The sequence below is a fragment of the Mariniluteicoccus flavus genome, from assembly GCF_054776655.1.
Genome location: NZ_BAAHBN010000002.1, coordinates 420447 through 444291 on the forward strand (window position 1 = coordinate 420447; position 23845 = coordinate 444291).

Sequence of the window (23845 nt, forward strand, 5' to 3'; positions counted from 1 at the left end):
TCCGCGCAGCGCGCCGCCATGGTGCGCCCATGACAGACAGCAGCCATCCGTCGGGCGCGAATCAGCGCCGCGGTGCCCGGGGTGAGGACCTCGCCGAGACCGTCCTGACGGCGTCGGGCCTGGTCGTGATCGATCGCAACTGGCGGTGCCGGGCCGGCGAGATCGACCTCGTCGCCCTCGAGGGGGACCGCCGCGCACCCACCCTCGTGTTCTGCGAGGTGAAGTGGCGCTCCGGCGAGGGTTTCGGCTCGCCGCTCGACGCCATCACCGAAGCGAAGGTGCGCCGGCTGCGGCGGCTCGCTGGGGAGTGGCTGCGGGCCCACCCCTCGACGCGGCGCTCGGCGGTGCGCCTCGACGCCGTCGGGGTGCTCGCGGTGCCCGGGGAGACGCCCCGGGTCACCCACGTGCGGGGGATCGAGCGATGAGCCGCATGGCGAGGGCCTTCTCCGTGGCGCTCAGCGGCCTCGACGGCCAGGTCGTCGGCATCGAGGCGGCCGTCGGCGGCGGACTGCCCCGCACCGTGCTGGTCGGCCTGCCCGACACCGCCCTCTACGAGTCGCGCGACCGCTGCCGGGCCGCCGTCGCGTCGAGCGGGCACGACTGGCCCCAGTCGCTGGTCACGATCAACCTCACGCCGGCCGCGTTGCCGAAGGCGGGGTCCCACTACGACGTCGGCATCGCCGCCGCGGTGCTCGCTGCCGCCGGGGCGGTGCCGCTCGACAGCCTGGCCGAACGCGCGCTGCTGGGTGAGCTGGGCCTCGACGGCCGCGTACGCCCGGTCCGCGGGGTCCTGCCCGCCCTGCTCGCAGCCCGGGACGCGGGGTTCCCCCGGGCCATCGTGCCGCTGCGACAGGTGGCCGAGGCCTCGCTGGTCGACGGCATCGCGGTGCAGGGGGTCGACTCCCTGACCGATCTGGTCAATGTGCTGCGGGGGGCGGCTCATCTGGTCGCCGACCCACCGGCACCCCCCGACGACGAACCACCCGCGGCGACCAAGGACATGGCCGACGTCGTGGGTCAGGCGGAGGCGCGCCACGCCATCGAGGTCGCGGCGGCCGGGGGCCACCACCTCTCCCTGCGCGGCGCTCCGGGCGTCGGCAAGACGATGCTGGCCGAGCGCCTGATCGGCATCCTCCCGGAGCTCCCGACGGCCGAGGCCCTCGAGGTCGCGGCCGTCCGCTCGCTGGCCGGCCTCCACGTGCGGTCCGACCTCGACCGGCGACCGCCGTACGCCGATCCGCATCACTCGGCCTCGGTGGCGAGCATCGTCGGTGGGGGCACGCGCATCGCCCGTCCGGGATCGGTGAGCCTCGCGCACCGCGGGGTGCTCTTCATGGACGAGGCGCCCGAGTTCTCGCCGCGGGTGCTGGACGCCCTGCGGACGCCGCTGGAGTCGGGCAGCATCACGATCGGCCGCAGCGGGGTCCACGCGACCTATCCGGCCCGGTTCCAACTCGTGCTGGCGTCGAACCCGTGCCCCTGTGGGCTGTCGCTGACACCGGGGGCCGACTGCCGGTGCGGCCCCTACACGGTCCACCGATACCGTGAGCGCCTGTCCGGGCCGATCCTCGACCGGCTCGACATCCACCAGACGCTGCACCCGCTGCGCTCCTCGCTGTTGCGGGAGGCCCTCGGCCAGACCGAGGGGTCGGCGGCGATCCTGGCGCGGGTCGTGGAGGCGCGGTCGCGCGCCGCGCGTCGGCTCACGGGCACGGGCTGGCGGATGAACGGCGAGGTGCCCGGACCGTTCCTGCGCAGCCACCTGCCGACCGGTGGCGGCTCCGACCTGATCGACGACGCAGTGGCACGGGGTCAGGTGAGCGCGCGGGGGGTCGACAAGTGCCTCCGACTCGCCTGGACACTGGCCGACCTCCACGGTCACGACGTCCCGTCGAGGAGCGACGTGCGCCAGGCGATCATGATGCGGCGCGGCGACGGCCTGGCCACGATGGGGGCGGCGTCGTGACCGCCGAGCGCGACGCCCGCATGATGCTGTGCTGCGCCTCCGAGCCGGGCGACCCCGTCCTGGCCCGCCACGTGGCGCTCGAGGGCGCCGAGCGGGTCGCCGCCTCCCTGGCCGACGAGCGCTCGGAGACCCCATGGGGGAGGCGCTCGCGCGCGATCCATCTCGCCGACGTCAAGGCCCGCACCCACGCGTGTGCGGCGCGGTTCGTCATGCCCGGTGATGAGGAGTGGCCGACCCTGCTCGGCGACCTCGACGCGGTCGAGCACGACCGCCGAGGGGGCGCCCCGCTCGGGCTGTGGCTGCGGGGTCGCGCGCGGCTGGCGGCGGCGGTGGGCGACCGGCCCGTCGCGATCGTCGGCTCCCGCACGGCCACGGCGTACGGCCACGAGGCCGCCCAGCGCCTCGGTTCGGAGCTGGCGGGCGCGGGGCACGCCGTGGTGTCTGGCGGGGCGTACGGCATCGACGCGGCCGCCCACGAGGGTGCGCTGGTCAGCGGATCCACCGTGGCCGTGCTGGCGGGCGGCGTGGATCGTCCCTATCCGCGGGGCAACACGCGCCTGTTCGACCGCATCATCGCCGACCATGTCGTGGTGGCGGAGGTGCCGCCGGGGGAGACCCCGACGCGGGCGCGGTTCCTCGCGCGCAACCGGCTCATCGCCGCGCTCGGGCTCGGCACCGTGGTGGTGGAGGCGGCGGTGCGGTCAGGCGCCCGCTCGACCGCCACCTGGGCGGTACTCCTGGGGCGCCACCTCATGGCGGTGCCCGGTTCGGCGTTCTCGGCCCAGAGTTTCACCCCGCACGAGCTGATCCGGTCGCGCGAGGCCGAGTTGGTCGCCTCACCGGCCCACGTGCGCGAGATCCTCGCACCGATGGGCCAGGACCTCCTCCCGTTCGAGCGGGGGAGGGACCGGGTCCTCGACTCCCTGGAGCCGGACGTCCGGGACGTCTTCGAGGCCGTGCCGGGCCGGGGCGGCCGCAGTGCGAGTGAGATCGCGCTCCGCAGCGGCGTGGCGATCGGCGTGGTGCTCGCGGCGCTCGACGAACTGACCGAGATCGGCATCGTGGAGGGCGGCGACCACGGGTTGTGGCGCCTCGTCCCCGGGTCGGTGGGGTGAGGACGGCAGACTGGTCGCCATGGGCTTCTATGCGCGACCGTCGTGGCAGTTGGTTCGACAGATCACCGCCGACGCCTTCATGGTGGCCTGGGCGGTCCTGTGGTGGCAGGTGTCGCGGTTCGTCGACGGGTCGATCCTGGCGCTCGCGACCCCCGCCCGCGAGACGGCCGAGGCCGCCGACCGGCTGCGCGGCGACTTCGCGACGGCAGGCCAGCGTGCGGGTGACGTGCCGCTGGTCGGCGGCGAGCTGCGCAAACCCTTCGAGTCGGCGGCCGGTTCGATGGCTGACGTGGCGACCGCCGCGGGTCAGCAGGTGCAGACCATCGAGCAGGTCGCGACGCTGGTCGGCCTGCTCGTGGTCGCCATCCCGGTCTCGCTGGCCGTGGCCGTCTGGCTCCCGCGCCGACTCCGGTTCCGCTCCGAGTCGGTGGCGGCGCGTGGCTTCATCGACGCCCAGGCCGACCTCGACCTGTTCGCCCTGCGGGCCATGGCCAACCAGCCCATGCATCTCCTGGCCGGGGTGAGCGATGACCCGGTCGCCGACTGGCGTGCCGGCGACCGGGACGTCATCCGGGCGTTGGCCGATCTCGAGCTGCGGCGCAGCGGGCTCCGGCTTCCGCCCGGGGTGTGAGCGACCGTCAGCTGACGGTGGTGCCCCCACCCCACGTGAAGGTGATGGTGCCGCCCTGGAACCGCTGCACGCAGCGAACGGTGTCACACCGCTCGCCCGTCGTGGGATAGCCCAGGCGCCCGGTCTCGAAGCCCTGGGCGGCGTACGCGTCACGGATCGCGCCGCGGTTCTCGAACGTGCCGCTCGCGGGGGAGAAAAAGATGGCCTCGTGACCGAACAGCTGGACGCAGCCGCGGTCGCGGAGGCCGCAGATCTCGTCGCTGCTGGGGTGGCCGAGGAAGCCGTGCTGGCCGCCGAGGGCGAGGTAGCTCAGGCGGATGGCCCCGCGGGTGAAGTGGGTGCCGCGCTCGAGGCTGAACACGATCGAGCCGCCCTGGTAGTCCTGCCAACACCCCGCCGCATCACACTTCTCGTCGGTGGTCGGGTAGCCGAGCCAACCGTGCTCGACGTCCTGCGTGGCGTACTTGTCGCGGATCGCGCCGCGGCTCACGTGAGCCCCGGTCGCGCCGGAGAACAGGATGAAACCTCCCTGGAATCCCTGGTAGCAGCCGGTCGCCCCGCACACCTCGTCAGTGGTGGGATAACCCAGCGCGCCGTGCTCGAAGCCGAACTCGGCGTACTTGTCGCGGATGGCACCCCAGTTCGCGTGGGCACCGGTCGACGGCGAGGAGATGATGACCCCGCCGGGGAACAGCTGCCAGCAGCCGGTGTCGCTGCAGTTCTGGTCTGCTCCGGGAAAGCCGAGCGGTCCCAGCGCATCGCCCAGGGCCGCGTACTTCGTGCGGATGGGCCCGGTCACGGCCTGCACGCGGCCGTCGGGGGTCTGGTAGATGTCCATCTTCGCGAAGCGCGTGACGCGGCCCCCGGCGTACGCGGCCTCGCCCACGTAGGGCTGTCCCGCCGCACCGGCCGCGCCACCCAGCTCCTGCCAGCGCTTCCAGATCGGGGTCTGGTAACTGCCCATGAGGGCTGCGACGCGCTGACGGAACGTCGGCAGGTAGGCGAAGAAGGCGTCTCCGGGGCAGTCGGTCTGTCCCACCTGGCGGTGGCCCGAGATCACGTCCGAGGTGTAGCGCCCGATGGTGAGCCTGCCGACGGGTTCCCGATAGTAGGCGGCGAGGCGCCAGGCGGTCAGTCGCGTCGCGGCGTTGAGGGCCGCCTCCGGCGGCACCTCGCCCATGAAGTTGCCCATGATCGACAGGCCCATGGTGTTGGTGTTCCAGTCGTACGCGTGGGCGCCGTGCACCGGCTTCGTGACGCCGCCGAAGCGGCCCTCGAAGATCTTGCCGTAGCGGTCGATCAGGAAGTTGTAGCCGATGTCGCACCACCCGTTGCCGGTGACGTGGTAGGCGTAGATCCCTCGGACGATGCCCGCGGACTGCTCGGGGGTGTAGGTGTTGGAGCCCTCGGTGTGGTGGACGACGACGGCCTTGACGGTCTCGTCATATTTCGGCGCCATGCAGTCGGCGCCCGACTTGGCCTTGAGGTTCTCGTCGGCGCCCCAGGCGGCGCGGCTGATGATCGACGGCATCGGTGCCTGGGTGGATCCCGCGGCGCGGGTCTCGGCCTGGGGGCGCGTCGCCGTGGGAGCGGCGTCGCTCGCCAGGCGGCCCGGATCGATCAGGGAGAGCTTGAGATCGGTCGGAGCCGATGTTCCGGGGGCGACCAGCACCCGCACCTCGACGCCGGTGGCCTCGCCGGTGAACGTCGGGGAGGTGCCGGGGCGTGCCCGCGCGTCGTCTGTGGCCTTGGCCTCGGTGGCGAGGGTCGACCAGGTGCTCCAGGTCGTCCCGGTCCGGGTGCGCACCTGCACGATCGGCGCGGTGGGGGCGGCGGTGCCCGGCGCCCAGGTGACGCCGGCCATCGAGAACGGGGCGGTGGTCCGCGGCCCCAGGCTCGCGACCAGCTCGCGTCCGTCGACGGTGGTGCGCGTCGCGGACGGCACGGACAACTCGACGATGCCGGGCTTCGCGACGATGGCGGTCGACGTCGTGGCAGAGGGCGTCGGTGTGGGGGCGGCGTACGCGGGGGCCGCCGATCCCAGGGTGACGGCGAGGGCGAGGCCCGCGGCGGGAAGGGCGCGGCGGAGCCGCTGGGGGAGCGGTCGTCGGGGGAGGGGCACGTGCGGCAAGGGCATGGCAGATCCTTTTCGGGGGAAGCTTCGCGCCGACATTAAGTGGCACCCACCGCCGATGTCACGCCCGGGCCCCTGATCCTTCAAGCGCGGGTTGAGGATCATTCACGCGCAGGACGGGCGATGCAGGTGTGGCTCGTGGGGCAGACGCGGTCCGTGGGACGCCGCGTACGCGCCCAGGAGCGCCGCCCCGGTGAGGCCCGTGCCCAGTGGCGTGCGCGTGCTGAGGCCGCGCTCAGCGAGGCCCGAGGTCAACGCGGCGGCCAGGCCGGGATTGTCGGCCAACCCGCCCACGACGGCCACCGGCAGTGCGGCGTCGGCCACGGCCGCGGTCGTGGTCACGAGGTGGCGTACGCCGGTCTCGCGCACCGCCAGCGCGACCCTGTCCCCGGCCTCGGCCTCCTCGAGCACCGCCCGGGCGAAGTCTGCGACGTGCCGCGAGAAGCCCTCGCCCGCGATCACCGAGGGAAGGCGCTGCAGGGACCCGTCCGGGGCCCAGGTGCGCGCCCGCTCGGTGAGCCTTGTCGCGGGTCCGCGGCCGTCATCGGCCGCCAGGGCGGCCTGCAGCCCGGCCGCCCCGAACCAGAAGCCACCGCCGAGGTCCCCGAGCACCGGCCCCCACCCGTCGGCCATGGTGAGTGTCCCGTCGCTCGCCACGTGGTAGGCCACGGCACCCGTGCCGGCGATCGTCACGGTTCCCGGTGCGCCGCCGAGGGCGCCCAGATGGGCCACGAGGACGTCGGAGGCGACGATGACGGGGCGCCCGTGGGCGATGCCGAGCGCGGTGGCGAGGCGCGTGGCCGCCCCGGGTGCAAGTCGCGCGCCCGCCGCACCGACGCCGATGGCGGTCGCCTGCTGCAGCGCCCGGGGGTCGAGGGCGGCCAGGGCCTGTTCCAGGTGGTCGAGCGTGGTGTCGGGTGCTGTCGCCAGGCCGGGGACGCCGGCCACGGTGGACTGCGCGAGGACCTCGCTGCCGTCCGCCCCGACCCGGCACACGGCCACGCGGCAGCGGGTCTTGCCGACATCGGCCGCGAGCACGACGCGTGGGCTGTCGTGCAGTCCGGCGAGGGGGGCGTTGTCGGCAGTAGGGTCAGTCATCCAGGACTCCAGCGATCGGTGAGGTGGGCTCGTGAGCATTCAATCGGACATCCAGACCCGATTGCCGACCATGTCGCCCGTGGCGCGTCGCATCGGGGAACTCATCGTTCGCGACCCGTCGATCGTGCTCACCCAGACGATCTCCGAGCTGGCCCACGCGTGCCAGACCTCCGAGCCCTCGGTCGTGCGCTTCTGTCGCCAGCTCGGCCTGAAGGGCTTCGTCGAACTCCGCATCGCCCTCGCGACCGAACTCGGCCGTGAGGCGGCCGGTGCCCAGGACCAGCAGCACTACGGCGGCGACCTCGCCCGCACGGACTCGCTGGCCACCGCGGTCGCCAAGATCGCGTTCATCGAGTCGATGGCGGTCGAGGAGACCCTGGCAGGCGTCGAGGTGCGCGACCTCGAGCGGGTGGTCGCCGCCGTCGGTGGGGCGCGCCGCGTGATGATCTATGGGTCGGGCGCGAGCGGTCTCGTCGCGGAGGACCTGTGCCACAAGCTGTTCCGCATCGGCCACCCCGCCCACACGTTCCGCGACGCCGACGAGGCGGTCGAGGCCGCGGCGCTGATGACCGGCGACGATCTCGCGTTCGCGCTCTCCCATTCCGGTCAGACCCCCACGACCATCGCGTTCGCATCGCGTGCGCGGGCGTCGGGGGCGGCGGTCGTGGCCGTCACCAACAATCCCGCCTCCGACCTCGCCCGCGACGCCACCTGGGTCCTGCGTACGGTCGTGCGCGAGACCATGTTCCGCTCGGGCGCGTTCGCCTCCCGCATCGCCCAACTCGCCCTCGTCGACTGTGTCTTCGTCGGTGTGGCCCAGGCGCGGTACGACGACTCCGTGGAGGCGCTGGAACGCACGCGCCGCGCGATCCTCGACGCGCGTCGCTGACGCTGCGGGTCAGCGACGCCCGACGGCCGACGCCGCTGCCGCGCGCGCGGCCGACAGCGACGCGTCGCGGGTGCAGAGCACCTGCGGCAGGTCGACCGCGAGCCCCGCATGGATCGTGGGCGGGTCCCCCAGGGCCGTACGCACGGTCTGCTGCCAGCCGCCGGGCGCCAGGTCATCGGTCAGGGCCAGGACCGTCCCGGTCGCGTCGGGGAGCGGGTCACCCGGCCGCAGGCGCGCGTACGCGCAGTCCAGCCCGGCGCGCACGAGCTCGGCGGTGAACCGGTCGTCGACCGCGCCCGCGGCCATGTTGACCCGGTGGCGGAGGTCCACGACAGTCACGGTGCCGGACAACGGGGCGAACCCGCCCGACAGGGCCCGTGCGGAGATCGCGGCGAGGTCCACGACGGCGTCGCCCGGGCGATGGTCGCCGACGCGCACCTCCGCGCCGAGCCGGCGTACGCGGCCCGCCGCCTCCTGGAGTCGGGTCGGGGCGAGGCGTCCGTCGGCCAGCGCCGCGGAGACCCCCGCGTACGCCTCCGCGTACTGCTCTCGGTCGGCCCCGGGCGCCGGGTTGCCGAGGCACAGCAGGTCGACCCCCGCCGCGAGCGCGGCAGCCGCACCGCCGCCGATGCCGAGCGTGTCGGCAATGGCCTTCATCTCGAGTGCGTCGGAGCAGATGACGCCGTCGAACCCGGTGTCGCGCAGCAGCGCCAGGGCGGACGGGTTGCAGGTCGCCGGTTCGGGTCCGAGGTGGGGGACCACGACGTGGGCGCTCATGACCATTTGGGCGCCTGCGCGGATCGCCGCGATGAACGGGGGGAGGTGGACGGTCCTCTGGGTCACCTCGGTCGCCCCCGAGACGGGCAGGTCGTGGTGGGAGTCGGCCGTCGTGTCGCCGTGTCCGGGGAAATGTTTGGGGCAGCAGGCGGCGCCGGTGCCGACCATGCCCTCGACGGCGGCGGCGACGTGGCGCGAGACGAGGTCCGGATTGCTGCCGAAGGACCGGATCCCGATCACGGGGTTGGCCGGGTTGGTGTTCACGTCGGCCACCGGGGCCAGCACGACGTTGGCGCCGACCTCGAGGCATCGCCGCGCCAGCTCGCGGCCGACGGCCCGGGTCGTGGCGACGTCGTCGAGGTGGCCCAGTGCGGCGGCGCTCGGCACCGTCGACCCGCCATCGGACTCGAGCCGCGTGACGGTGCCGCCCTCCTCGTCGATGCCGATGAGGGCGTCGCTGCGGTGGGTGCGGATCTCGGCGCAGAGTTCGGTGAGCTGGGCCGGCGACGCGATGTTGCCGGCGAACAGCACCACTCCCGCCAGGCCCGCCTCGAGTTCGTCGGCCAGCCAGCCGGGGACGGTCGTGCCGGTGAACCCGGGCCACAGGACGGAGGGGATCGGGGTCGGTTCAGGCATGCGTTCGAACCTAGCCGACGGCGTCAGCCGAACTTCTGCGGCTCCGGTTCGGTGACCTCACCCTTGGTGAGCACCAGCCACGGCGGGCGTACGCTCCGGTCGACGCGGACGCGGAGTTCCTCGCTGCGCCACAGGTACGCCAGGGCCGCCACGAGCGTCAGGCCGACGAACACGGTGCCGATCCAGACCGTCCAGCGGGCGCCGTGGTGCTCGCCGATCCAGCCGATCATCGGGGCGCCGATCGGGGTGCCGCCCATGAACAACATCATGTAGAGCGCCATCACGCGACCCCGCACCTCGGCCTCGACGTTCGACTGCACCAGCGCGTTCGCGGTGACAAGCACGCTGATGGCGGTCAGGCCGATGACGACGAGCATCACGCAGAAGAAGGGGAAGTTGGGGGCGGCCGCCCCGACGCCTGTGGCGGCGACGAAACCGGCCATGGCGATGAGCAGGTGGCGCAGCCGCGGGCGCGGACGCCGGGCGGCGAGCAGGGCCGCGCTGAGCGAGCCGATCGCCATGATGGAGCCGAGCATCCCGTATTCGGTCGCGCCCTTCCCGAACACCTCGGTCGCCATCAACACGTTGGTCATCTGGAAGTTCATGCCGAACGTGCCCATCATGAAGGCGATGCCCATGATCAGCATGATGTCGGGCCGCGACCGCACATAGCGGAAGCCCTCCCGGATGCGACCCTTCCCGGTCTGGCGCGGGGCGGGGGCGAGCTCGGCGCGGTCGAGGCGCGCGAGTGCGCCGATGAACACGGCGAACGAGGCGGCGTTGAGCAGGAAGACCGGGGCGGTGCCGGACAGGGCGATGATGAGGCCGGCGACACCGGGGCCCAGCAGGCGTGCGGCGTTGAAGGATGCGGCGTTCAGCGAGATGGCGTTCGACAGCCGGGTGGGGGGCACCATCTCCGAGACGAACGCCTGTCGCGCTGGGGAGTCGATCGCTGATGCGGCGCCGTCGACGAGGGCACAGGCATAGACGAGCGCCAGCGTCGCGTGGCCGGACATCACCAGCGTGCCGAGCAGCAGCGCGTTGATCCCCAGCACCGTCTGGGTCACCATCATCACGCGGCGCTTGGCGAAGCGGTCGGCGAGCGATCCGCCGAACGTCGACAGCAGCAGCACCGGAAGGAACTGCAGTCCGGTGACGATGCCGAGGGCCTGGGCGTCATGGTCGGTCAACACCATGAGCACGAGCCACGACTGGGCCGTGCGTCCCATCCACATGCCGATGTTCGACACCAGCACGCCCGCGGAATAGTTGCGGAAGTTGGGGATCCTCAGCGAGGCGAACATCGTCACCGGGCGTCACCGCAGACCATGCGATCGAGGATCGCGGCGGCCTCCGACAGCACGGCGCGCTCGGCGGGCGAGCAGGCGGCGAGTCGGTCCCGCATCCAGGTGTCGCGCTGCCGACGGTTCTCGGCGAGTTCGCGGTGTCCCGCCCCGGTCAGCGAGATCAGGCGCGTACGGCCGTCGCTCTCGTGGCGTACGCGGGTGATCAGCCCTCGCTGCTCGAGCTCCACGACCGTACGCGACATCGAGGCGGCGCTGACCTGTTCGGCCGCCGCCAGCTCGGTGGCGGTGCGGGGCTGCTTCTCCACCTGCGCGAGGATCGTGAAGAGATGGGGCGCGAGCCCCGAGCCCTCATAGCGGACCTTGCGGGCAATGCGCATGCAGGCCACCCGCAACTCGTACGCCAACTTGGCCTGCGTCACGCGTGCCACGACGGCCTCGCCTCCCCTTATCGTTGATCAACGTAACTAACTATATGCCAACGAGGACGACTCGTTCTCCGAGCGAGCGCCAGCGAGTCGAGGAGCCCGGTTCTACGTTCTCCGAGCGAGCGCCAGCGAGACGAGGAGTCAGCGCAGCGGGTCCAGCGCCCGCAGCGGCTCGGGGCAGCGCCCACTCACGATGTACGACGCCAGCAGCCGGCCGGTGGCGGGCCCGAGCGTGATGCCCCACATGCCGTGGCCGCCGGCCACCCAGACCCCGGGAGCGCGCGTCGCGCCCACCAGCGGCAGGTTGTCCACCGTCACGGGCCGCGCACCCACCCAGGTGTCGCGCCGGTCGCCGAAGTCCACGCCGTCGAGCAGGGGACGTGCGGTGCGGACGATCGCCTCCACGCGCTCGGGATACATGGGCTCGTCGGGCCCCCGGAACTCCATCGTGCCGCCGATGCGCAGTCGGTCGCCCAGCGGCGTACAGGCGACGCGCTGCACGGGGAAATAGACCGGCATCGTGACCGGCGACGCGACGGGCACCGAGAAGGAGTAGCCGCGCCCGCCGACCAGCACGGTGCGGACGCCGGTCGACTTCGCGAGCTCCGGCAGCCAGGCGCCCGTCGCCAGCACGACGGCGTCGCCGCGGACCGGCTCGCGCCCGACCAGTTCGCAGGTGATGCCGCCCGGGCCATGGCGCAGGCGCCGCACGTCGGCACCGCAGACGATCTCGCCGCCGCGATCGCGCACGGATGCCGCGAGCGCCTCGACGTACGCCCCGGGGTCGATGAAGCTCTGCCCGTGGATGCGTACGGCGGCCTCGACCCGGTCGGCCACGATCGGCACCTCGCGGCGCAGTGCGTCGCCGTCGATGGTCTCGGCGCGCAACTCCAGGCCGGCCTCCCGGATGAGCTCGAACTCGTGCAGCAGGCCCTGGGTGTCCTTGCCCTCGAGGAAAGCGGCCATGATCGGCGCGTCACGCACGGCCTCGTCGACACCGCCGGCCGAGAGCTCGGCGTACGCATCCAGGGCCTCGCGGTTCAGCGGCAGGAAGTGGCGCATGGCCTTCTGCCACTGGCCGATCGTGCAGCGGCGCGCGAAGCCGAGCAGGAACGACACGAGTTCGCGTTCTGCCTTCACCGGCACGAAGAGCGGGGAGTCGGGGTCCATGAGGGCCTTGACGCCGTAGCGCAGCACCGACGGCTCCGACAGCGGGATCGCCATGCCGGGGGAGATCCAGCCGGCGTTGCCCCACGACGCACCGGCGGCGACGGCGGTGCGTTCCAGCACGGTCACGCGTACGCCCTGCTCCTGCAGGAACCAGGCCGTCGAGAGCCCGACGATGCCGGCGCCGACGACCACCACATGACGTTCCTCGGTGGTGGACGCGGTGGGGCGCAGGGGCGCGACGGTCTGCATGGTGGGCTCGCTTTCCGGGGACTGACGACGATGTCTGGCTCATGATTCCACCGGGGCGACGGGGAAGGGCACAGGGGTAGCCTGAAGCCATGATCGCCATCACCGTGAAGTGGGACGTGAAACCCGAATACGCCGACGACTTCCTCGAGCTGACCCGTGAGTTCACCGAGGCGTGCCGCGCCGAGCCGGGCTGCCTGTGGTTCGAGTGGTCGCGCTCGTGTGAGAACCCGAACGAATACGTGCTGATCGAGGCCTACCGTGATGCCCGGGCCGGTGCGGAGCACGTGCAGTCGGGTCACTTCGCCGAGGCGATGAGGACCCAGGGCCAGTACGCCGCCTCGCGGCCGAAGGTGATCAGCGTCGAGGCCCCCGGCGACGGGTGGAGCGAGCTGGGCGAGATCGAGATGCCCGATCACGCTGGCTGAGCGAGGAACGAGTCGAAGCCTCCAGGGCACCAGCCGACCCCCAGCGAGACGAGGAGTGCCCCCCTCCTCACCTAGACTCGTCCCGCTTGGACAGGGGGCGACGTGGGGTTCTTGATCATCGGGGGCATCGGCCTCGCCATCCTCGTGGTGTCGCTGTTCGCCGGCGAGGTCCTCGACACCGGTGACCTGCTTGGCAGCGACATCTTCTCGATCGCCAGCATCGCCGCTTTCGTTGCAGCGTTCGGTTTCACGGCCGCTGCCACCGACACGCTCACGACTCTCCCAGCCCTCCCGTTCCTCGCCGGGGCCCTCGGTGGCGCCGCCTTCAGCGCCCTGACGATCTGGCTCACCCGTCACCTCAAGAACTCCCGCACGGACGCGACGATCACCGCGGATTCCCTCGTGGGCCACGAGGGCCGCGTCCTCACCGCCATCCCCGCCGACGGCTTCGGCCAGGTCACGCTCCGCCTCGCCGGCCAGCGCCTGACCTACTCGGCGCGTGCGGCGACGGCGCTCGATTCCGGCACCCGCGTCTGGGTGTCGCAGGTGCTGTCGCCGACGGCCGTCGAGGTCGCCCCGACCGAGGAACCGCTGCACCCCTGACGCCCCGTCCGGCGGTGTCACCCCAGAAAAAGAAGGAGATTCCATGGACCTCACCCTCCCGATCAGCATCGGCGCCCTGGTGCTGCTGCTGATCGTGCTGGTCCTGCTCGTGATCAGCCGCTACAAGGTGGCCGGCCCCAACGAGGCCTACATCGTCACCGGCTCGAAGGGCAAGGAAGTACGCAACCCCGAGACCGGGGAGATCTCCACCGACCTGTCCGGCCAGAAGGTCGTCATGGGCGGCGGCGTGTTCGTCGTGCCGTTCGTCCAGCGCCTCCACGTCCTCGACCTTTCGAGTCGCCGCATCATGATCCAGATCCGGGGCGCGGTGTCGGGCCAGGGCATCAAGCTGAACCTCGACGGCGTCGCCATCGTCAAGGTCGGCGGCAACGAGGACTCGATCCGCGCCGCATCGCAGCGATTCCTGTCCCAGCAGGACGAGATCGAGACCTTCACCCAGGAGACGCTCGCCGGCTCGCTGCGGTCCATCGTGGGTTCGCTGTCGGTGGAACAGATCATCCGCGACCGCGCGGCGTTCGCCCAGCGCGTCGCCGACGAGGCCGAGAGCTCGCTCACGGGCCAGGGCCTGGTGCTCGACACCTTCCAGATCCAGGACATCACCGACGACGGCAGCTACCTGTCCGACCTCGGGCGTCCCGAGGCCGCCAAGGCCAACCGCATCGCGTCGGTCGCCGAGGCCGATGCGCGGCGCGAGGCCGAGCAGGCCCGCATCATCGCCGAGCAGGAGATCGCCATCAGCGACCGCGCGCTCGCGCTGAAGACCGCCGAGATCAAGGCCGAGACCGACGCCGCATCGGCCCAGGCCGCGGCCGCCGGCCCGCTGGCGCAGGCCGACCGCGACCAGGCGATCCTCGCCGAGCAGGAGAAGGTGGCCGTACGCCAGGCCGCGCTGAAGGACCGCCAGCTCGACACCGAGGTACGCAAGCCCGCCGACGCGGAGCGCTATCGCCGCGAGACCGAGGCCGAGGCGAGCAAGAACGCCGACATCCTCCAGGCCGAGGCGGCGAAGGCGACCTCGATCGCGCGGGCCCAGGCCGAGGCCGAGACCGCGCGCCTGACGGGTGAGGGTGACAAGTCCCGGCGTTCGGCGCTGGCCGAGGCCGAGGCCATCGAGGGAGCCCGTCGCGGTGAGGCCGAGAAGGCCCGACGCATCGCCGAGGCCGACGCCGTCCGCGCCGAGGGCGAGGCCCAGGCGTCGGCGATCCTCGCGACAGGTCAGGCCGAGGCCGAGGCGATGAACAAGCGCGCCGAGGCGTTCGCCCGCTACAACGAGGCGGCCGTCCTGCAGATGCTTGTCGAGGTGCTGCCGCAGGTGGCGCGCGAGGTCGCGGCGCCGATGGCCAACATCGACAAGCTGACGGTCGTCTCGACCGACGGGGCTGGCGCGGTGCCGAAGCAGGTCACCAACAACGTCGTCCAGACGATGGAGTTGATCAAGAACACGACGGGCGTCGACCTGTCGAAGCTGGTGTCGCAATATTCGGAGTCCGCCACGACGCCGAGCGCACCGGCCACGACGGTGGAGCGCACCGACGCCGGCTGAGCGAGCCCGGCTCCTTCACGCCGGATGAGCGAGCCCGGCTCCTTCACGCCGGATGAGCGAGCCCGGCTCCTTCACGCCGGATGAGCGAGCCCGGCTCCTTCACGTTGGCTGAGCGAGCCCGGCTCCTTCACGTTGGCTGAGCGAGCGCCAGCGAGTCGAAGCCACCAAACGCCAAAACCCCGCCTGACCGAAGTCAGGCGGGGTTTCGCCGTTGTGTCCGAGAGAGGACTTGAACCTCCACCCCCTGTAACGGGGACTAGCACCTCAAGCTAGCGCGTCTACCTATTCCGCCACCCGGACCCGGGTCGTGCCGGTTCACCCCGGCACAGCCATAGAACCTTAGCAAAGAATCGCAGGCGTCGCACATCGGCTACACCAGCGCAAGAAGGTCTCCCGCGAAGCCCTGCGTACGTTCATAATCGTGCGCATGACGGAGATGATGAAGACCCATTCGCTCACGGCCCCGATGACGTTCGGCCGCGACGAGCTGCCTCGCCCGACCGAGGCCGACCTGGCCGAAGGTGATGTCTTGCTGAAGGTCCTCGCCGGTGGCATCTGTGGGTCCGACCTGCCCTATTTCCGCGGCATCGTCGGCAAGCTCGCGGGAGGCGAGGCGAAGATCGATCCGCCGAACCCCGGCTTCATCGCCAAGCCCGGCTCGCCGATGCACGAGACGCTCGGCGAGGTCGTCGCGACCCGGAGCCCCCACCACAAGGTCGGCGACCGGGTGGTGGGCTGGGCGCTCTCCTACGAGGGCCTGCGTCCCTACATCAAGGTGCCGGGGGACGCGGTCCTCGCGTACGACCAACGGTGGTCGCCGGAGGTCGCGATCAACCTGCAGCCGCTGGCCTGCGTCATCTACGCGGTCGAGCGCATCCCCGACATCCGCGGCAAGCGCGTCGCCGTGCTGGGCCAGGGACCGATCGGTGTGATGTTCGCCCGCCTGATGAAGGAGGCCGGTGCCTCCCACGTCATGGGCATCGACCCGGTCGACCACAGCGAGTCGGCGAAGACCTTCGGCGTGGACGAGTTCGTGCAGGCCCACTCGACCCAGTGGTCCATGGACATCTCCGACGCCGATCGCCCCGACATCGTCGTGGAGGCCGTCGGCCACCAGACCCTCACGCTCAACGACGCGATCCGCGCGGTCAACCCCGGCGGGTTCATCTTCGCGTTCGGGGTCCCCGACGAGGAGGCGCGCGCCCTCGACTTCGAGTCGTTCCTGTTCAAGGACCTGACGCTGCGCTCGGGCCTGACGCGCGACAAGCACCGCATGCTCGTCGCGGCGGACAAATACCTCCAGGCCGACCCCACGCTGGCCAACAACCTCACGACCCACAAATACTCGTTCGACGACCTCGCCGAGGTGCAGGAGGCGTACGACCGCGCCAACGTCCCCAACACCGGCCGCCTGAAGGTCGTCCTCAGCCGCTGATCGGAGGATCTCTTTGTCCGCCTGGGAATCCCGCCGCCGCGACCGGCCCGCGCCCGAGTTCGAGGTGGAGCGCCTGCGCGTGGACCACACGTGGTCGAAGAACGCCGTACGCCGGCTCCTGACCGACCGTGCCGAGCACGGCGGTTGGGAGTTGGAGCGGCTCCGCCGCTATCGCGACGGCAGCCGCGAGATCTGGGTGCGCCGCAAGATCATCCGGGTGCGGCCGACCATCGAGTCGGAGTACGCCCGGTCCTGACGTGGGTCCAGTGATCCGCTCAGGCCGGCGTACGCCCCGCCGCCGGTCCGCCCGTCACGTCGTCCAGCGCCGACGCGATCGGGCCCGGCAGCTCGATCTCCTCGACCTCCAGGCACTCGCTCAACTGCGCGGCCGTGCGCGCGCCCAGCAGGGGAGCGGTGACGCCCGGGGCGTCGCGCACCCACGCCAGCGCGACCTGCAGCGGCGTCAGGTCGAGGCCCTGCGCGGCCTTGGCGACGGCCTCGACGACGGCGCGCGATCGCTGCTCGAGATAGGGCTCGACGAACCACGCGAAATGGGTGGCCGCGCGGGAGTCGCGCGGCGTACCGCTGCGATATTTGCCCGTCAGCACGCCGCGCCCCAGCGGCGACCACGGGAACATGCCCATGCCGAACGCCCGCGCGGCGGGCAGGATCTCGACCTCGGCGCGCCGCGCCAGCAGCGAATATTCGACCTGCGCCGACGCCAGGCGCGTACGCCCCGGGAAGGCTGTCTGCCACGTCGCCGCCTGGGCGGTCTGCCAGCCGATGAAGTTCGACACCCCGACATAGCGTGCGCGGCCCGACGTGACCGCGAAGTCCAACGCCGCAAGGGTTTCCTCGAGTGGGGCGTCGCCCCAGGCGTGCACCTGCCACACGTCGACGTGGTCCGTACGCAGCCGCCGCAGCGACGCGTCCAGGTCGTCGAGCAGGGCGCGTCGCGACGTGTCGACGACCCGGTGGCCGTCGCGCTGCACGAAGCCGCCCTTGGTCATGATCACGACCTCGTCGCGCGCGGTGTCGGCGGCCAGCAGTTCGCCGATGACGGTCTCGGAGGCGCCGTGCCCGTACGCGGCCGCGGTGTCGAGCAGGCAGCCGCCCGCGTCGCGATAGGTCCGCAGGAGTTGCTTCGCCTCGGAGCGGTTGGTGTCGCGCCCCCAGGTCATCGTGCCGAGACCGAGTCTCGACACCGTGAGTCCGGACGCCCCGACCTGTCGCATCTCCATGGGGGATCACTGTAGTGGGCCCACACTCTGTTACTTCCAGGTAACCAGTGGCACGATGGGCCCATGAAGCTCGCACTCAACCTCGGCTACATGGTCGGCGCCGACGATCCCCAGGCCCAGCTCGCCCTCGCCCGCCACGCGGAGGACCTCGGCTTCGACTCGGTCTGGGCGGCGGAGGCGTACGGCTCCGACTGCGTCAGCGTGCTGGCGTGGCTCGCGGGCCAGACCGAGCGCATCGGCGTCGGGTCGGCGATCATGCAGATCCCCGGCCGTACGCCGGCCATGACCGCCATGACCGCCGCGAGCCTCGACATGCTCACCGGCGGGCGCTTCCGGCTGGGCCTCGGCGTGTCGGGACCGCAGGTCTCCGAGGGCTGGCACGGCGTCCGGTTCGCCTCGCCGCTCGGCCGCACGCGCGAATACCTCGAGGTCGTCGAGCAGGCCCTGTCCGGGGCGAAGGTCGACCACCACGGCAAGCACCACGACCTCCCGCTGCCGGATGGACCCGGGAAGGCGCTGAAGCTCATGGTGCGGCCGCCGAGCACCCGCATCCCGACCTACCTGGCCGCGGTCGGCCCGAAGAACCTCGAGCTCGCCGGCGAGCTGTGCGACGGCTGGCTGGGCGTGTTCTTCGCCGCGTCGTACGCGTCGGAGCAGCTCGACTCGATCGCCGCCGGCCGCGCGAAGGTCGGCAAGGACCTGACCGGATTCGACGTGGTGCCGACGTTCCCGCTGGTCGTCGGCGACGACGTGGCGGCCTGCGCCGAGCCCGTGCGCCCGTACGCGGCCCTCTACATCGGCGGCATGGGCTCGAAGGACACGAACTTCTACAACGCGCTGGCGCGCCGGATGGGTTTCGAGCGCGAGGCCGAGCGCGTCCAGGAGCTCTATCTCGCCCGCCAGCCGCGCGACGCGATGGCGGAGGTGCCGGTCGACCTCATCGACCAGACTTCCCTGCTGGGCAACGGATCGCGGCTGACCGACCGCCTGGCCGAGCTGCGCGACGCGGGCGTCACGACGTGTGCGGTGTCGCCGACGGGGCGCACGACGCAGGAGAAGAAGGCGGCGCTGACGGCGCTGGCGAAGGCGGCGGAATCGTTGTAGGGCGGCAACTCCTCGTCTCGCTGGCGCTCGCTCGGAGAACGAGAAGCGGCGGCAACTCCTCGTCTCGCTGCGCTCGCTCGGAGAACGTTCTCCGAGCGAGGCCGCCCTCAGTGTGCCGTGATCACCCCACCGGCCAGCAGGCCGATGATGCCGATGCCGAGCGCCACGCGATAGATCACGAAGCCCGTGAAGTTGTTGCTGGCAACGAACTTCAGCAGCCACGCGATCGACGCATAGCCGACGACGAACGACACGACGATGCCGATGCCGGTCGCGGTCCAGCCGACGGTCTCCGAGATGTCGCCGGCCGCCTTGATCGCCTGGTAGGTGCCGCCCGCGAGCAGCGCGGGAATGCCGAGGAAGAAGGACATCCGGGTCGCCGTGACGCGGTCGAGCCCCATCAGGAGGCCGGCCGAGATCGTCGCGCCCGAGCGCGAGACGCCCGGGATCAGCGCGATGCACTGCGCCAGGCCGATCAACACCGAGTCCTTCACCCCGACGGTCTGTTCGCCGCGCTCCTGCGTGCCGACGCGGTCGGCGATCCACATGACGAACGACCACACGATCAGCGCGCCGGCGACGGCCCACATCGAGCGGAACGCGCCCTCGACGAGGTCGCTGAACGCCAGAGCGATGACCACGATGGGGATGGTCGCCACGATCACGCCGAGTCCCAGCCGGAAATCGGGCAGGTCGCGCTTGCCCTTGTCGGCCACCCCCGCGAAGAACGCCGTCGCCAACCGCACGATGTCCTTCCAGAAATACAGCACCGCCGCGAGGATCGCGCCCATCTGGATCACCGCGGTGTAGGCCGTGATGCCCGGGTCGTCGATGCGATAGCCCAGCAGCTTCTCGACGACCGTCAGGTGGCCGGTCGACGACACGGGGAGGAACTCGGTGAGGCCCTCGACGATGCCGAGGAGGATCGAGTGGAACCAGTTCATGGGGTCACTTTCGTCGGTGCTGGCCCGCGATGCGGGGAGGCGGGGCCGGCGACCACCCTAGCCGTGGGGTTGAATCGGTGCTGTGACGATCCATTCCGACCACCCGTTCGCCACCCCCGAGCCCGATCGCGACCCCGTACGCCGGCTCCGCGGGCGGTTGCCCGCGCCCGTGACGGTCTGGACGACGGGGGAGGGGCGTACGCGCGAGGGGTGGACGGTCTCGTCGATGCTGGTCGCGGACGGCGATCCGGCGGAGGTGCTCGGGCTGCTCGACGAGGACTCCGAGCTGGCCGACGCCGTCGCGGTCACGGGCACGGCCTGCATCAGCGTCCTGGGCTACGCCCACCGCGCCCTGGCCGACGCCTTCGCCCGCATCGCCCCTGCCCCCGGCGGACCGTTCCGGATGGGGGAGTGGGAGGACACTGCCTGGGGTCCCCGGCTGGTGGGGGCGTCGTGGCTCGGCGTACGCCTCGAACCCGACCCGGACCACGCGGGATGGGCGCTGCTCCTGCGCGGCCGCATCGAGCATGCAGAGCCGGGTGAGGCCATGCCGATGGCGCACGTGCGGGGTCGCTATCGCGACCTCGACGGACCACCGTCCCCGAGCCACTGACTAGGCTCGCACCATGACGACCGTCTTCCTGGTCCGCCACGGCCGCTCGACCGCCAACACCGCGGGCGTCCTCGCCGGCCGCGCCGAGGGCGTGGAACTCGACGACACCGGTCGCCAGCAGGCGGCCGACGCCGCCGCCCGCCTCGCCGACGTGCCGCTGGTCGCCGCCGTCACCTCGCCCGTGCTGCGCTGCGTCCAGACCACCGACCTGCTGCTGGGCGGCCGCGAGCTGCCCGTCCACCAGGAGCCCGGTCTGACCGAGTGCGACTACGGCGACTGGACGGGTCACCGCCTCGCCGAACTGGCCGACAACCCGCTGTGGAAGGTGATCCAGGCCCAGCCGTCGGCCGTCCGGTTCCCCGGCGGCGAGGCCATGACCCAGATGTCGGCCCGTGCCATCGCGTCGATCCGCGACTGGGACCGCCGCATCGCCGCCGAGCACGGCGAGCAGGCCGCCTGGCTCGCCGTCTCGCACGGCGACGTGATCAAGGCGATCCTCGCCGACGCACTCGGCCTCCACCTCGACGGCTTTCAGCGCATCATGGTCGACCCGGCGTCGATCCAGGCCATCCGCTACACCGACCAGCGTCCCTACGTCGTGACCATGAACTCGACCACCGCGTCGCTGGCGGGCGTGCTCCCCGCCGACCCCGCGACGGCCGCCGACGCCGCCGTCGGGGGCGGGCTGGGAGCACAGGCCCTGGCCGGTGGCCCCAACTCCGCCCACCTGCCGGGCGGCTCGGTCCCCCCGGCTGGCGCGGGCGCCTAGGCTGGTGGGCATGGCCGCAGTCGAGCACACCTTCAACGCCCCCGACCGTTTCGTCGCCGGCACCGTCGGCGAACCGGGCGACCGCACGTTCTTCCTGCAGGCGCGCGAGGGCAACCGCCTCGTCAGCGTCGTGTGCGAGAAGCAGCAGGTGCAGGTTCTGGCCGACCACCTCGACCGCATCCTCGGGGAGATCGGGCGCCTCACGGGCGGCATGGTCGTGGTTCCGCCGCCCCGCGACGTCGCCCACGACAACGAGCCGCTCGACGCCCCCATCGACGAGGAGTTCCGCGTCGGCACCATGACGATCGCCTGGGACCCCGCCGACGAGCGCATCGTCATCGAGATGTTCTCGGTCACCGACGACGACGAGTCCGACGTCGAGCTCGCCGACGAGGAGTCCGCGGAGGAGGTCGCCCGCGCGGAGGCCGAGCGTGCCGGCGAGGTCCTGACCGTACGCATCCGCCCGAGTGTCGCCCGCGACTTCGTCGCCCGCTCGAAGGCCGTCGTGGCCGCGGGCCGTCCTGCCTGCCCCTTCTGCCTGCAGCCGATCGATCCCGCCGGCCACATCTGCCCGAGGGCCAATGGCTATCGACGCCCCCTCTTCTGACAGGGAGTCGGCTGACGGGGACTCCGCGGACGGACCGGCCGAGACGACCTTCCGCGTCCTGGGCCGGCTCGTCACGGCCTCCAACGCCACGTTCCTCTGCGCCGTCGGCCCCGACGAGGTCCACTGGGTCCACAAGCCCGTGGCGGGGGAGCGGCCGCTGTGGGACTACCCCGACGGCAACCTCGCGCAGCGGGAGGTCGCGGCCTTCCGCCTGTCGGAGGCCGCCGGCTTCGACGTCGTCCCCGAGACCCTGCTGGTCGAGGGACCGTGGGGACCCGGCTCGCTGCAGCGGTGGATCGACTCCGATCCCGAGGCCGTCGAGGGCCTGGTCGACCTCGTCCCCGCCGACGCGGCGCCCGACGGGTGGTTCCCGATCATGGAGGGCCTCGACGAGAACGAGCGCGAGGTGGTCGTGGTGCACGCCGACGACACACGTCTGCGCCGCATGGCACTGTTCGACGCCGTCATCAACAACTCCGACCGCAAGGGCGGCCACGTGCTCGTCGACGGCGACCGGGTCTGGGGCTGCGACCACGGCGTCAGCCTCGGCGTCGAACCGAAGCTGCGTACGCTCCTGTGGGGCTGGGCCGGCGAGCCGCTGACGGCCGACGAGCGTGGCCTCCTCGAGCGCACCATCGAGACCGCCGACGCCGCGCTCGAGGGCCTCGTCACCGCCGCCGAGATCGACGCCCTCCACGAGCGCTGCGCCGCGATGCTGGCCGGGGGGACGCTCCCCGAACCGAACGACGACTGGCCGTCGGTGCCCTGGCCGCCGTTCTGACGCAGCCGAGAACCCGCGTACGCGCCCTCGCGTACCACCGCGCTCGCGCTGGTCGGAGCACTGGTTTCGAGTCGGTAGGCTCGTCGCCATGCAGGCATGGAAAGCGGCCCCGGTCCCCCTCCTCCCGCACGCGGAGGACACCCCGCGGCTGAAGGTCCGCGACACGTCCCGCGGCGACGACGTGGCCGTGGGCCCCGACCTCGGCACGGCCCGGCTCTATGTCTGCGGCATCACGCCCTACGACGCGACCCACATGGGCCACGCGAACACCTATGTCACCTTCGACCTGCTCAATCGTGCGTGGCGCGACCGCGGGCTCAACGTGAACTATGTCCAGAACGTCACCGACGTCGACGACCCGCTGCTCGAGCGCGCCACCGCCACCGGGGTGGACTGGGCCGAGCTCGCCGAGCGCGAGACCGAGCTGTTCCGCACCGACATGGCGGCCCTCAACGTCATCCCGCCCGACGACTACATCGGCGCGGTCGAGTCGATCCCGCTCGTGGTCGACCTGCTGCAGAAGATGCCCGAGAACGCCATCTACCAGGTGGAGGGCGACCACCCCGACTGGTATTTCGACGTGCACGCCAGCGGCGGGTTCGGCGAGGTCTCCGGGCTCGACGAACCGACGATGCTCGCGCTGTTCGCCGAGCGCGGCGGCGATCCCGATCGCCCCGGCAAGCGCCACCCTCTCGACTGCCTCGTGTGGCAGGCCGCCCGCGAGGGCGAGCCCAGCTGGGGCAGTCCCTTCGGGGAGGGCCGCCCGGGCTGGCACATCGAGTGTGCGGCGATCGCCGAGAAGTTCCTCGGCGCCACCTTCGACGTGCAGGGCGGCGGCTCCGACCTCGTCTTCCCCCACCACGAGATGAGCGCGGCCGAGGCCGTGGTCGCGACCGGCGAGCCGTTCGCCCGGGCGTACGTCCATGCCGGCATGGTCGGCCTGGACGGCGAGAAGATGTCGAAGTCGAAGGGCAACCTCGTGCTGGTGTCGAGGTTGCGCGAGCAGGGCGAGGACCCGATGGCCATCCGGCTGGCGCTGCTCGCGAACCACTACCGCACCGACTGGTCGTGGACCGACGACCTCCTCGCGGAGGCGAGGTCGCGGCTCCAGACCTGGCGCGACGCCGTGACCCAGCCGGCCACCCTGTCGGCGACGCAGGTGCTCGCCGACGTCCGCGCGGCCCTGGCGAACGACCTCGACGCCCCGGCCGCGCTCGCCGCGGTCGACACCTGGGCGGCCGCCGCCCTCAGCGTCGAGGGCGACGACACCGACGCCCCGGCGCTCGTGCGGCAGCTCTGCGACGCCCTGCTCGGCGTACGCCTCTGAGCCCGCGTCCGCCGAGGAGTCGACTTTCTGCCGTA

24 protein-coding genes and 1 tRNA gene are annotated in these 23845 nt (G+C 72.0%); 16 read left to right on the top strand and 9 right to left on the bottom strand.

Features of this window, described 5'->3' with window-relative positions; all coding sequences use genetic code 11:
* Window positions 1–29: 29 nt before the first annotated feature.
* Genes ACYVAG_RS05940 through ACYVAG_RS05955 form a run of 4 tightly spaced genes read left to right on the top strand, consistent with a single transcriptional unit; the run spans window position 30 to window position 3712 of the window.
* Window positions 30–425, top strand: a complete 396-nt coding sequence (locus tag ACYVAG_RS05940; RefSeq protein ID WP_460767855.1) for a YraN family protein — start codon at window positions 30–32, stop codon at window positions 423–425.
* Window positions 422–1966 carry a YifB family Mg chelatase-like AAA ATPase gene (locus tag ACYVAG_RS05945; protein ID WP_460767859.1) on the top strand — a complete coding sequence of 515 codons (1545 nt, stop codon included), beginning with the start codon at window positions 422–424 and terminating at the stop codon, window positions 1964–1966. Before ACYVAG_RS05940 ends, ACYVAG_RS05945 begins: the two co-directional genes overlap by 4 nt.
* A complete protein-coding gene (locus ACYVAG_RS05950; RefSeq protein WP_460767862.1) occupies window positions 1963–3081 on the top strand; it encodes a DNA-processing protein DprA in 1119 nt (372 codons plus the stop codon). The genes ACYVAG_RS05945 and ACYVAG_RS05950 overlap by 4 nt, the downstream gene beginning before the upstream one ends.
* A 19-nt stretch (window positions 3082–3100) precedes the next feature.
* Window positions 3101–3712, top strand: a complete 612-nt coding sequence (locus ACYVAG_RS05955; protein WP_460767865.1) for a hypothetical protein — start codon at window positions 3101–3103, stop codon at window positions 3710–3712.
* Window positions 3713–3719: 7 nt separating this feature from the next.
* Here ACYVAG_RS05955 and ACYVAG_RS05960 read toward each other — a convergent pair whose 3' ends face one another.
* Both ACYVAG_RS05960 and ACYVAG_RS05965 read right to left on the bottom strand, forming a co-directional pair.
* On the bottom strand, window positions 3720–5849 hold the full coding sequence (locus ACYVAG_RS05960) for an N-acetylmuramoyl-L-alanine amidase (RefSeq protein ID WP_460767868.1): 2130 nt from the start codon (window positions 5847–5849) through the stop codon (window positions 3720–3722).
* 102 nt (window positions 5850–5951) lie between these two features.
* A complete protein-coding gene (locus ACYVAG_RS05965; RefSeq protein WP_460767871.1) occupies window positions 5952–6944 on the bottom strand; it encodes a BadF/BadG/BcrA/BcrD ATPase family protein in 993 nt (330 codons plus the stop codon).
* A 31-nt stretch (window positions 6945–6975) separates the two neighbouring features.
* Between ACYVAG_RS05965 and ACYVAG_RS05970 the strand changes: the two genes are divergently transcribed.
* Window positions 6976–7833: a MurR/RpiR family transcriptional regulator gene (locus ACYVAG_RS05970; protein WP_460767874.1), complete on the top strand. Its 858-nt coding sequence runs from the start codon at window positions 6976–6978 to the stop codon at window positions 7831–7833.
* A 9-nt stretch (window positions 7834–7842) separates the two neighbouring features.
* Here the strand turns inward: ACYVAG_RS05970 and ACYVAG_RS05975 are convergent, their stop codons facing one another.
* The 4 genes from ACYVAG_RS05975 to ACYVAG_RS05990 all read right to left on the bottom strand — a co-directional run bounded on the left by ACYVAG_RS05975 (window position 7843) and on the right by ACYVAG_RS05990 (window position 12397).
* On the bottom strand, window positions 7843–9246 hold the full coding sequence (locus ACYVAG_RS05975) for a glycoside hydrolase family 3 protein (RefSeq protein ID WP_460767877.1): 1404 nt from the start codon (window positions 9244–9246) through the stop codon (window positions 7843–7845).
* Between the two features lie 23 nt (window positions 9247–9269).
* Window positions 9270–10550: an MFS transporter gene (locus ACYVAG_RS05980; protein WP_460768046.1), complete on the bottom strand. Its 1281-nt coding sequence runs from the start codon at window positions 10548–10550 to the stop codon at window positions 9270–9272.
* A 2-nt stretch (window positions 10551–10552) separates the two neighbouring features.
* Window positions 10553–10981: a MarR family winged helix-turn-helix transcriptional regulator gene (locus tag ACYVAG_RS05985; protein ID WP_460767880.1), complete on the bottom strand. Its 429-nt coding sequence runs from the start codon at window positions 10979–10981 to the stop codon at window positions 10553–10555.
* A 138-nt stretch (window positions 10982–11119) separates the two neighbouring features.
* The gene (locus tag ACYVAG_RS05990; RefSeq protein ID WP_460767883.1) at window positions 11120–12397 is read right to left on the bottom strand and encodes an NAD(P)/FAD-dependent oxidoreductase; all 1278 of its coding nucleotides are present in this window, start codon (window positions 12395–12397) and stop codon (window positions 11120–11122) included.
* 89 nt (window positions 12398–12486) lie between these two features.
* Between ACYVAG_RS05990 and ACYVAG_RS05995 the strand changes: the two genes are divergently transcribed.
* The 3 genes from ACYVAG_RS05995 (at window position 12487) to ACYVAG_RS06005 (ending at window position 14989) form a co-directional block, all read left to right on the top strand.
* The gene (locus ACYVAG_RS05995) at window positions 12487–12822 is read left to right on the top strand and encodes a putative quinol monooxygenase (protein ID WP_460767886.1); all 336 of its coding nucleotides are present in this window, start codon (window positions 12487–12489) and stop codon (window positions 12820–12822) included.
* A 102-nt stretch (window positions 12823–12924) separates the two neighbouring features.
* The gene (locus ACYVAG_RS06000) at window positions 12925–13425 is read left to right on the top strand and encodes an NfeD family protein (RefSeq protein ID WP_460767889.1); all 501 of its coding nucleotides are present in this window, start codon (window positions 12925–12927) and stop codon (window positions 13423–13425) included.
* Between the two features lie 43 nt (window positions 13426–13468).
* Window positions 13469–14989: a flotillin family protein gene (locus ACYVAG_RS06005; protein ID WP_460767892.1), complete on the top strand. Its 1521-nt coding sequence runs from the start codon at window positions 13469–13471 to the stop codon at window positions 14987–14989.
* Window positions 14990–15203: 214 nt separating this feature from the next.
* Here the strand turns inward: ACYVAG_RS06005 and ACYVAG_RS06010 are convergent.
* Window positions 15204–15289: transfer RNA gene (locus tag ACYVAG_RS06010), tRNA-Leu, on the bottom strand.
* A 127-nt stretch (window positions 15290–15416) separates the two neighbouring features.
* On the opposite strand from ACYVAG_RS06010, the gene ACYVAG_RS06015 reads away from it, so the two are divergent.
* Both ACYVAG_RS06015 and ACYVAG_RS06020 read left to right on the top strand, forming a co-directional pair.
* Complete coding sequence (locus tag ACYVAG_RS06015; protein ID WP_460767896.1) at window positions 15417–16424, top strand: zinc-binding dehydrogenase; 1008 nt, start codon at window positions 15417–15419, stop codon at window positions 16422–16424.
* Between the two features lie 13 nt (window positions 16425–16437).
* Complete coding sequence (locus tag ACYVAG_RS06020) at window positions 16438–16680, top strand: DUF5703 family protein (RefSeq protein WP_460767898.1); 243 nt, start codon at window positions 16438–16440, stop codon at window positions 16678–16680.
* A 19-nt stretch (window positions 16681–16699) separates the two neighbouring features.
* On the opposite strand, the gene ACYVAG_RS06025 is transcribed toward ACYVAG_RS06020, so the two are convergent.
* Entirely contained in the window at window positions 16700–17665 is a 966-nt protein-coding gene (locus ACYVAG_RS06025; RefSeq protein WP_460767901.1) for an aldo/keto reductase, read from the bottom strand.
* Between the two features lie 63 nt (window positions 17666–17728).
* On the opposite strand from ACYVAG_RS06025, the gene ACYVAG_RS06030 reads away from it, so the two are divergent.
* A complete protein-coding gene (locus tag ACYVAG_RS06030; RefSeq protein WP_460767904.1) occupies window positions 17729–18769 on the top strand; it encodes an LLM class F420-dependent oxidoreductase in 1041 nt (346 codons plus the stop codon).
* Window positions 18770–18876: 107 nt separating this feature from the next.
* Here ACYVAG_RS06030 and ACYVAG_RS06035 read toward each other — a convergent pair whose 3' ends face one another.
* On the bottom strand, window positions 18877–19713 hold the full coding sequence (locus tag ACYVAG_RS06035; RefSeq protein WP_460767907.1) for an undecaprenyl-diphosphate phosphatase: 837 nt from the start codon (window positions 19711–19713) through the stop codon (window positions 18877–18879).
* 82 nt (window positions 19714–19795) lie between these two features.
* Between ACYVAG_RS06035 and ACYVAG_RS06040 the strand changes: the two genes are divergently transcribed.
* The 5 genes from ACYVAG_RS06040 to mshC all read left to right on the top strand — a co-directional run bounded on the left by ACYVAG_RS06040 (window position 19796) and on the right by mshC (window position 23810).
* The gene (locus ACYVAG_RS06040; RefSeq protein ID WP_460767910.1) at window positions 19796–20326 is read left to right on the top strand and encodes a flavin reductase family protein; all 531 of its coding nucleotides are present in this window, start codon (window positions 19796–19798) and stop codon (window positions 20324–20326) included.
* A gap of 13 nt (window positions 20327–20339) precedes the next feature.
* The gene (locus ACYVAG_RS06045; protein WP_460767913.1) at window positions 20340–21095 is read left to right on the top strand and encodes an MSMEG_4193 family putative phosphomutase; all 756 of its coding nucleotides are present in this window, start codon (window positions 20340–20342) and stop codon (window positions 21093–21095) included.
* A gap of 10 nt (window positions 21096–21105) precedes the next feature.
* Entirely contained in the window at window positions 21106–21702 is a 597-nt protein-coding gene (locus ACYVAG_RS06050) for a DUF3090 domain-containing protein (RefSeq protein WP_460767916.1), read from the top strand.
* The gene (locus tag ACYVAG_RS06055; protein ID WP_460767920.1) at window positions 21677–22483 is read left to right on the top strand and encodes an SCO1664 family protein; all 807 of its coding nucleotides are present in this window, start codon (window positions 21677–21679) and stop codon (window positions 22481–22483) included. The genes ACYVAG_RS06050 and ACYVAG_RS06055 overlap by 26 nt, the downstream gene beginning before the upstream one ends.
* 88 nt (window positions 22484–22571) lie before the next feature.
* Window positions 22572–23810, top strand: a complete 1239-nt coding sequence (gene mshC, locus ACYVAG_RS06060; protein WP_460767923.1) for a cysteine--1-D-myo-inosityl 2-amino-2-deoxy-alpha-D-glucopyranoside ligase — start codon at window positions 22572–22574, stop codon at window positions 23808–23810.
* Window positions 23811–23845 lie beyond the last annotated feature (35 nt).